Source organism: Streptomyces sp. NPDC101393 (genome assembly GCF_044767385.1).
In the GTDB taxonomy this organism is placed as follows: domain Bacteria; phylum Actinomycetota; class Actinomycetes; order Streptomycetales; family Streptomycetaceae; genus Streptomyces.
The window spans coordinates 814,834-823,440 of the sequence record NZ_JBIWNU010000003.1 but is presented as its reverse complement, the minus strand read 5'-3'; the positions used below and the strand labels follow the sequence as shown (position 1 = coordinate 823,440).

Below are 8,607 nucleotides of genomic sequence, written 5' to 3'. Positions count from 1 at the left end.
CGCTCCAGCAACGGAAGCTCGGTGAACAGAATCGACAGATTGACGTTGAAGCGCGTGTCCGTGAAACCCATAAAGGCGGCGCTCCTTCCGGATAGTGGAACTTACTTTCTGCGTAATGGAACCCTGCCTGGCGGGCTCCAGGGCTGTCAAGAGGGCCCCAGGGCAATTTCTGGTGGCCGGGCCCATCCGCGCGTAAGTTGAGCGGCGTGCGATTGAGAGTGGAGTTCACGACGGAGCCGTTCGATCTGGATGAGGCCCCGGCCCATGCGGTGGTGGCGCGGGACATCGTCACCGGCGCGGAGCTGGACGCCGTCGACGTCGGGCCGTTCGGCAATACGGCCGAGGGGGAGGCGGAGCAGGTGCTCGGCGCCGTGGCCGACCTGCTGCGCGGCTCCCTGGAGGCGGGTGCCACCCGGGTGTCCCTGCAGGTCAATGTGATCGCGGCCGCCGCGGCGCCCGAGGGGAGCGAGACGTGACCGAGCCCGCCGACCACCCGTTCGTCCAGGCGGTGAAGCCGCTGGTGGACGCGATGGGCGGACAGATGGTCGCGCCCGAGCTGGCTCAGGGTGACGATGTGGTGCTGGTCTGGGAGGGGCAGGACAGGGTGGCCGTACGCCTGCCGCATCTGTCCGACTCGCTCGACCACATCCTCGCGGAGCTGCAGCGCCGGCACGGCGTGCCGCTGGCGGAGCTGGACCGCAAGAGCAAGCAATCGGTCGTACGGATTCTGGAGTCCCGCGGGGCGTTCTCGGTGCGGCACGGCGTGGAGACGGTCGCGGGGGCGCTCGGCGTCAGCCGCTTCACCGTCTACAACTACCTGAACAGGGAGAATGCCGCGAAGAGTGCCGACTGAGGTGATGCGCCGCACGCGCGCCGCCCGGCCCTGGAAGCCGCCGCCCGGATGACCCGGGTGGCGGCTTTTACGTTGCCGAGTTTTCAACAAAGTGTTGACGTGATGTTGCCGGGGGTCTTAGCTGTTTCCAGCCAAGCAGAGCTGTCCAGCACCAGGCCGCGGAGGCTACCCGTGTCTTCGAGTTCGACCCCGGGTCTTTCCCGGTTCAACACCGCCGACGGCAGTACGGCCCAGGCCGCACTGCACGAGGTGTGTGCCAGCCGGGCATGGGGGAGCAAGATTCTTGCCCGGCGCCCGTACGCCACCACCGACGCCCTCTTCGCCGCCAGCGACGCCGCCATGGCCGAGCTGACCGCGGAGGACCTGGCCGAGGCGATGGCCGGGCACCCGCCGATCGGCCGCCCCAAGCCGGGCGACCCGACGTCGTCCCGCGAACAGAGCGGGATGGCAGGCGCCTCCGACCAGCTCAAGGCGGAGATGCTCGAACTGAACCTGGCCTACCAGGAGAAGTTCGGTCACGTCTTCCTGATCTGCGCCTCCGGCCGTACCGGAGAGCAGATGCGCGACGCCGTCCGTAACCGGATCGACAACACGCCGGAACAGGAGCGGGAGATCGTTCGTGTGGAGCTCGGCAAGATCAACCGCATCCGCCTGACCCGCATCGCGGAACTCGCAGAAGGAGACGCAGCATGAGCAGCGAGACGGCCACACCGACGTCGGTGTCCACGCACATCCTGGACACCAGCGTGGGCCGCCCCGCGGAGGGCGTCGCCCTCACGCTCTCGGTGCGCTCCGGCAGCGACGGCGCCTGGGCCGCCCACGGCGCGTCCAAGACCGATGCGGACGGGCGCTGCAAGGACCTGCCGGCCCTGCCGGAAGGCACCACCCACGTGCGCCTCGACTTCGCCGTCGAGGAGTACTTCGTCCACAGCAACGCCAATCAGCAAGCCGAGGAACAGCAGGACGCCCCCCGCGTAAGGGACAGCGGAGCTTTCTTCCCGGAGGTGGCAATCACCTTTGCCGTCAAGCCGGGCGAGCACTATCACGTACCGCTGCTGCTCAACCCGTTCGGCTACTCCGTATACCGAGGGAGCTAGCACCGACATGCCCACGATTCTCGGCCAGAACCAGTACGGCAAAGCGGAAAACCGCGTCGTCAAGATCACCCGCGAGGGCGACACCCACCACATCAAGGACCTGAACGTCTCGGTCGCCCTCTCCGGCGACCTGGAGGACGTGCACCTCTCGGGTTCCAACGCCCACTGCCTGCCCACCGACACCACCAAGAACACCGTGTACGCCTTCGCCAAGGAACACGGCATCGAGTCGGCCGAGCAGTTCGGCATCCACCTGGCCCGGCACTTCGTGACCAGCCAGGAGCCGATCAAGCGGGCCCGGATCCGCATCGAGGAGTACTCCTGGGAGCGGATCGCCACCGCCGACAACAACTCCCGCTTCATCGGCTCCGACGAGGTCCAGCACTCCTTCGTCCGCAAGGGCCAGGAGACCCGGCTGACCGAGATCACCTACGACGGCGAGAGCTGGCAGGTCATATCCGGCCTGAAGGACCTCGTCGTCATGAACTCCACCAACTCGGAGTTCTGGGGCTACATCAAGGACAAGTACACGACCCTCAAGGAGGCGTACGACCGCATCCTCGCCACCGAGGTCTCCAGCCGCTGGCGGTTCAACTGGACCGACGACGAGCAGCGGATGCCCAACTGGGAGCGTTCGTACGAGCAGGTCAAGAAGCACATGCTGCAGGCCTTCGCGGAGACCTACAGCCTCTCCCTCCAGCAGACCCTCTACCAAATGGGTTCGCGCATCATCAACAACCGTTCCGAGGTCGACGAGATCCGCTTCTCGCTCCCGAACAAGCACCACTTCCTCGTGGACCTGGAGCCGTTCGGGCTCAAGAACGACAACGAGGTCTACTACGCGGCGGACCGCCCGTACGGCCTGATCGAAGCCACTGTTCTGCGCGACGGTGTCGAAGCCCGGATCCCGCTGGATCTGACGAACCTCTAAACGGCTCCGACGCAGCGCCGTGCCTCGCGTCCCTCCCCACCCCGCAGCGGGGAGGGGCGCGAATTCTTAAGGGGAACGACCCATGGCACCGCACTCGCACGCCCCGCACCACCCCGAGTCCACGACCCACCCCGTGGACGAGAAGCCGGCCGCGAAGCGGCTGGTCCCCGCCGCCCTCCAGCACATCGCTGCCATGTACGCCGGCGTCGTCACCCCTCCGCTCATCATCGGCCAGGCCGTCGGCCTGGACACCGCGGGCCGCACCCGGCTGATCGCCGCCAGCCTGCTCATCGCCGGACTGGCGACGCTCCTGCAGACGCTCGGCATCCGCAAGTTCGTCGGCAACCGCCTGCCGTTCGTCAACGCGGCCAGTTCCGCCGGCATCACCCCGATGCTCGCGATCGCCGAGACCACCGCCACAGGCCACCAACTCCCCGCGATCTACGGGGCGGTGATGGTCGCCGGCATCTTCTGCCTCGCCATCGGCCCGTTCTTCGGCAGACTGCTCCGCTTCTTCCCGCCGCTGGTCACCGGCGTCGTCATCACCCTCATCGGGGTCACCCTGATGCCCGTGCCGGTCGGCTGGGCGCAGGGCGGCGACAAGGAAGCCGCCGACTTCGGCGACATGAAGTACCTGGCCCTGGCCGCCTTCACCCTCGTGGTGATCCTGCTGATCCAGCGCTTCACCAAGGGCTTCGTCAAGCAGATCGCGCTGCTTCTCGGCCTCGTCATCGGCACCCTCGCCGCGATGCCGTTCGGGATGGCGAGCTTCGACGGGCTGCGCTCGGCCCCCGTTGCCGCGCTGCCCACCCCCTTCTCCTTCGGCGCCCCCGAGTTCCAGCCCGCCGCGATCCTCTCGCTGTGCATCGTGATGCTCGTGCTGATGACGGAATCGTCGGCCGGCATGCTGGCCCTCGGCGAGATCTGCGACCGCAGGACCACCGGCGCCACCATCACCCGCGGCCTGCGCACCGACGGCCTCGCCACCCTCCTCGGCCCCGTCTTCGGCGGCTTCCCGACCAGCGCCTTCGCGCAGAACGTCGGTGTCGTCTCGCTGACCCGGGTGCGCAGCCGCTATGTCGTGGCGCTGGCCGGCGGCGCGCTGATCGTGCTGGGCGCCTTCCCGGTCCTCGGCGCGGTGGTCTCGCTGGTGCCGATGCCGGTGCTCGGCGGCGCGGGTATCGTGCTGTTCGGATCGATCGCGGTCAGCGGTATCCGTACGCTCTCCGAAGCCGGTCTCGATGACAGCTCCAACATCATCCTGGTGGCCGTGTCGCTCGGCGCCGGCATCATCCCGCTCGCCGCGCCGACCTTCTACGCCGACTTCCCCGCCTGGGCACAGACCGTGCTCGGCTCCGGGATCAGCGCGGGCGCGCTGGTCGCGGTCCTGCTCAACCTGTTCTTTCATCATCTCGGCACCCGGAGCACACCACGGGCGGCGGTACTGTCAGCCGCCTCGCCCGGCTCCGGCACTCAAATCCCGTAGGGCCATGCCGTGCCCAACCGCCAGTACGGAAAGTAGGAAGCACCATGGCAGCATCGGCATCCCCTGACAGTGCGGCACGTCGCATCGTCATCGAGAACTGCGCCATCGCGACGGTCGACTCCCAGGACACGGAGTACGCCACCGGTCATGTCGTCGTCGCCGGCAACGTCATCGAGTCGGTCGGCGCGGGCAAGGCTCCCGAGGGCCTGGCAAACGTCGTCCGCCGCATCGACGGCACGGGACATCTGGTCACCCCCGGCCTGATCAACACCCACCACCACTTCTACCAGTGGATCACCCGGGGCCTGGCCACCGACCACAACCTCTTCAACTGGCTGGTCGCGCTCTACCCGACCTGGGCCCGCATCGACGCCCCGATGCTCGCCGCGGCCACCCAGGGCTCCCTCGGCATGATGGTCAAGGGCGGCGTCACCACCGCCTCCGACCACCATTACGTCTTCCCGAAGGGCTCCGGCGACCTGGTGAGCGCGGAGCTGGCGGCCGTCGCCGAGATCGGCGCCCGGATCACCCTGGCCCGTGGCTCCATGGACCGCAGCGTGAAGGACGGCGGGCTGCCGCCGGACTTCGCCGTCGAGACCACCGAGGGCGCCCTGCTGGGCACCGAGGAGGCCATCGACAAGCACCACGACTCCTCCTTCGGCTCGATGGTGCACATCGCCGCCGCCCCCTGCTCGCCGTTCTCCATCTCCACCGAACTCCTGCGGGAGGGCGCCAAGTTGGCCCGCCGCAAGGGCGTGCGCATGCACACCCACGGCTCGGAGACCGTGGAGGAGGAGAAGTTCTGCCACGAACTCTTCGGCATGGGCCCCACCGACTACTTCGAGTCGACCGGCTGGCTCGGTGACGACGTGTGGATGGCGCACTGCGTCCACATGAACGACTCCGACATCGCGGCCTTCGCCCGCACCGGCACCGGCGTCGCGCACTGCCCGTCCTCCAACGCCCGCCTCGCCGCCGGCATCGCCCGCGTCCCCGACATGCTCGCGGCCGGCGTACCCGTCGGCCTCGGCGTGGACGGCACCGCCTCCAACGAGTCCGGCGAGCTGCACACCGAGCTGCGCAACGCGCTGCTCATCAACCGCCTCGGCGCCCACAAGGAGGCCGCCCTCAACGCCCGCAAGGCGCTGCGGCTCGGCACCTACGGGGGCGCGCAGGTCCTCGGCCGGACGGCCGAGATCGGCTCGCTGGAGGCCGGCAAGCTCGCCGACCTGGTGCTGTGGAAGCTGGACGGCATCGGCCACTCCTCCATCGCCGACCCGGTCACCGCCCTGGTCTTCGGCGCGGCCGCCCCGGTCACGCTGTCCCTGGTGGGCGGCAAGCCGGTCGTCGAGGACAACCACCTCACCAACGTCGACGAGGACGCCATCGCCCGCACCGCGCGGGCCGAGGCCCAGCGTCTGGCCCGTATCGCCGCCGAGGGCTGATCCCCTCCGGTGTTACCCACCGACTCGGCCGGGAGGGACGGCTCCCGGCTGAGCTTGTGGATCCGAGCGGGATCCACAAGCGCCGGACCCCGGGGGTGCGGGGAACTTCCTCGTACCCCCGGGCCGGTCAACCGCCATACCGCCGTCCACGCGCCACAAGCGCGGCCCCACCGCAGCACCGCTCACCAGCGCGACTTCTTCGCTCCACCGCACCACATCGCACGCCCTCCGTGACAGCCTCGCGCCGCCGGCCCCCGACCGGTGCAGAAATCGACAGGAGGCCCGCAGTGGCCGCAACCCCCGGGCAGAAGTCGGAGGGTGACCGGAAGCACCCGGTCGACGAGACCCTCCCACCCGTCAAGATGTTCACCAGCGGCCTCCAGCACGTGGCCGCCATGTACGCGGGCGTGGTGGCCCCGCCGATGATTGTGGGGCCGGCCTGCGGGCTGAGCGCCACCGAGACCGCGTTCCTGATGGGCGCCAGCCTCTTCACGGCCGGTATCGCCACGCTGCTGCAGACGCTGGGGTTCTGGAAGGTCGGCGCGAAGCTGCCCTTCGTCAACGGCGTCTCCTTCGCCGGCGTGACGCCGATGGTCGCCATCGGCAAGGCGCAGAGCCCCGGGAACGCACTGCCGATCATCTTCGGCGCGGTGATCGTCGCCGGTGTGCTGGGCTTCGTGCTCGCCCCCTACTTCTCCAAGCTCGTCCGCTTCTTCCCGCCCGTCGTGACCGGCACGGTCATCACCCTGATAGGCGTCTCGCTGCTGCCGGTGGCCTTCAACTGGTCCCAGGGCGGCAATGAAACGGCCCCGGATTACGGCTCGTTGACGAATATCGGGATGGCCGCACTGACCTTCCTGATCGTGCTCGTACTGCGCCGGGTGCTGCGCGGCTTCCTGCAGCAGATATCCATTCTGCTCGGGCTGGTGGCCGGCACGCTGATCGCGATACCCGTCGGCATCACCAACTTCTCCGTCATCACCGACGCCGAGCTGATCGGCTTCCCCACGCCCTTCCACTTCGGCGCCCCGCAGTTCGACATCGCCGCCATCGTCTCGATGTGCATCGTGATGCTGGTCTGTATGACCGAGTCGACCGCCGACATGCTCGCGCTCGGCAAGATCGTCGGCCGCCCGGCGGACGAGCGCACCATCGAGGGCGGCCTGCGGGCCGACACCCTCGGCACGGCGATCAGCCCGCTCTTCAACGGCTTCGCCAACAGCGCCTTCGCCCAGAACATCGGCCTGGTCGCGATGACCAAGGTGCGCAGCCGCTTCGTCGTGGCGACCAGCGGACTGATCCTCATCGTGCTGGGGCTGTGCCCGGTGGCCGCCTCGGTCATCTCCCTGGTCCCGCTGCCCGTGCTGGGCGGCGCCGGCATCGTGCTCTTCGGTTCCGTCGCGGCCAGCGGCATCCAGACACTGGCCTCCGCCGCGATGGAGAAGGGCGAGAACGCGCTGATCGTCGCCGCGGCCATCGGCATCGGCCTGATCCCGATCGCGGCGCCGGAGTTCTACCACAACTTCCCCAAGGACCTGCTGGTCGTCCTGGACTCCGGCATCAGCACCGGCTGTCTGGTCGCCATCGTCCTCAACCTCGCCTTCAACCACTTCGGCAAGCGGGACGAGAGGGAGACGGACGGGGAGCCCGATCCGCTCGACGCGGACGCGGGCGGCGGCCACGGCGAGGTGGAGATCCCGCAGCAGCCCACCCGAGGCGGCCGGAACTCCGCCGAGCCCGAAGAGGCCCCGGCGCACTGACCCCGCTTCACTTACCCCACGTCACTGTCCCGTCGACACCCGCCCCAGGACCTGGCAACGGCCCGTAGGGGAGCGGCAACCACCGCTTCCGTACGGGCCGTTGAGTCATGTGGACGGCGCAGCCGGGTCGCTGCGCCGGGCCGGTCAGTCGATGTGGAAGCTGTCGCCGTAGACCTTCCAGTCCAGTGGCGTGTGCAGATCGAGGTTGCCGTTCTTGAGGAACACCCGCTGCGCGGTGTCCACCCGGCTGGTGTCGCTGTGCGCCTCCTCCTGCTTCATCGCCCACACCCGCGCGTCGAGGAAGGCGTTCAGCCACTCCGTCTCGTTGCCGCCCTGCGACGGCGGCTTCGCCTCGCCCAGTGCGCGCTTGCGGATGCCGGAGAAGCTGGTGCTGTCGTCGCCGTCGCCGTGCATCACGATCGCGTCGTAGTACGCGAACTGCCCCAGCACACCGACCCCGTCGGCCTTGCCCTGCTTGACCGCGGGGTGGAAGTAGACCCGGTCCCGTTCGTCGTTCTGCGCCTTCTGGAACGCGCTGTCCTCGGCGGCCTTCGCCCAGGCCTCGGGGAAGCCGTCCAGGCCTTCGTGCGAGTCGCTGCCGTCCACCGCGCGCAGCGCGGGGAGGTACTCGGCCAGCACGTTGCCGGGCTTGCGCTGGGTGTAGAGCTCGACGAGCTCCAGCATGTCGTGGGTGCCGGAGCAGAAGCCGATGATGCCGCCGGTGTAGCCGCGGCCGTCGCCGATGTCCTCGATGTACGCGTACTGCGCCTTCCAGTCCAGCGAGGAGTTCTCCGCGCTGGACACCAGCTGCATGGCGATGTCCTTCTTCGCCGGATCGTCGAGTCCGGTGGCGGCCCGCGCGGTGTGCGGCGCGGAGCGGTGCGCGGCCGGGGCGTGCTGTCCTGCCGGTCCCGCGGTGGTCGCGACCGCGGTCGCGGGTACGGCGAGCAGTGCGAGGCCGAGGGCGACGCGGGTGGCGGTCCTGGGCAGCCTGCTGCCTATCGATCGGGTGCGCATGGAGTCCTCCGGTTCGGA

9 protein-coding genes are annotated in these 8,607 nt (G+C 69.0%); 8 read left to right on the top strand and 1 reads right to left on the bottom strand.

Translation table 11 applies throughout. From position 1 onward, the window contains the following. Positions 1–206 precede the first annotated feature (206 nt). The 8 genes from ACIRQ7_RS13475 to ACIRQ7_RS13440 all read left to right on the top strand — a co-directional run bounded on the left by ACIRQ7_RS13475 (position 207) and on the right by ACIRQ7_RS13440 (position 7,572). A complete protein-coding gene (locus ACIRQ7_RS13475) occupies positions 207–476 on the top strand; it encodes a hypothetical protein (protein WP_404262277.1) in 270 nt (89 codons plus the stop codon). Further along, entirely contained in the window at positions 473–853 is a 381-nt protein-coding gene (locus ACIRQ7_RS13470) for a helix-turn-helix domain-containing protein (RefSeq protein WP_403672382.1), read from the top strand. The genes ACIRQ7_RS13475 and ACIRQ7_RS13470 overlap by 4 nt, the downstream gene beginning before the upstream one ends. Before the next feature lie 171 nt (positions 854–1,024). Then, positions 1,025–1,546 carry a 2-oxo-4-hydroxy-4-carboxy-5-ureidoimidazoline decarboxylase gene (uraD, locus tag ACIRQ7_RS13465; protein ID WP_404262276.1) on the top strand — a complete coding sequence of 174 codons (522 nt, stop codon included), beginning with the start codon at positions 1,025–1,027 and terminating at the stop codon, positions 1,544–1,546. Then, entirely contained in the window at positions 1,543–1,950 is a 408-nt protein-coding gene (gene uraH / locus ACIRQ7_RS13460; RefSeq protein WP_401467579.1) for a hydroxyisourate hydrolase, read from the top strand. The genes uraD and uraH overlap by 4 nt, the downstream gene beginning before the upstream one ends. Before the next feature lie 7 nt (positions 1,951–1,957). Then, positions 1,958–2,881, top strand: coding sequence for a factor-independent urate hydroxylase (gene pucL / locus ACIRQ7_RS13455; protein WP_401467576.1), 924 nt, complete (start codon positions 1,958–1,960; stop codon positions 2,879–2,881). Between the two features lie 82 nt (positions 2,882–2,963). After that, positions 2,964–4,367 carry a nucleobase:cation symporter-2 family protein gene (locus tag ACIRQ7_RS13450; protein WP_404262275.1) on the top strand — a complete coding sequence of 468 codons (1,404 nt, stop codon included), beginning with the start codon at positions 2,964–2,966 and terminating at the stop codon, positions 4,365–4,367. A 44-nt stretch (positions 4,368–4,411) separates the two neighbouring features. Continuing rightward, complete coding sequence (locus tag ACIRQ7_RS13445) at positions 4,412–5,812, top strand: 8-oxoguanine deaminase (RefSeq protein WP_401467570.1); 1,401 nt, start codon at positions 4,412–4,414, stop codon at positions 5,810–5,812. A gap of 287 nt (positions 5,813–6,099) precedes the next feature. Further along, entirely contained in the window at positions 6,100–7,572 is a 1,473-nt protein-coding gene (locus ACIRQ7_RS13440; RefSeq protein ID WP_403672388.1) for a nucleobase:cation symporter-2 family protein, read from the top strand. 144 nt (positions 7,573–7,716) lie between these two features. Here ACIRQ7_RS13440 and ACIRQ7_RS13435 read toward each other — a convergent pair whose 3' ends face one another. Continuing rightward, positions 7,717–8,589, bottom strand: a complete 873-nt coding sequence (locus tag ACIRQ7_RS13435) for a chitosanase (RefSeq protein ID WP_404262274.1) — start codon at positions 8,587–8,589, stop codon at positions 7,717–7,719. Positions 8,590–8,607 lie beyond the last annotated feature (18 nt).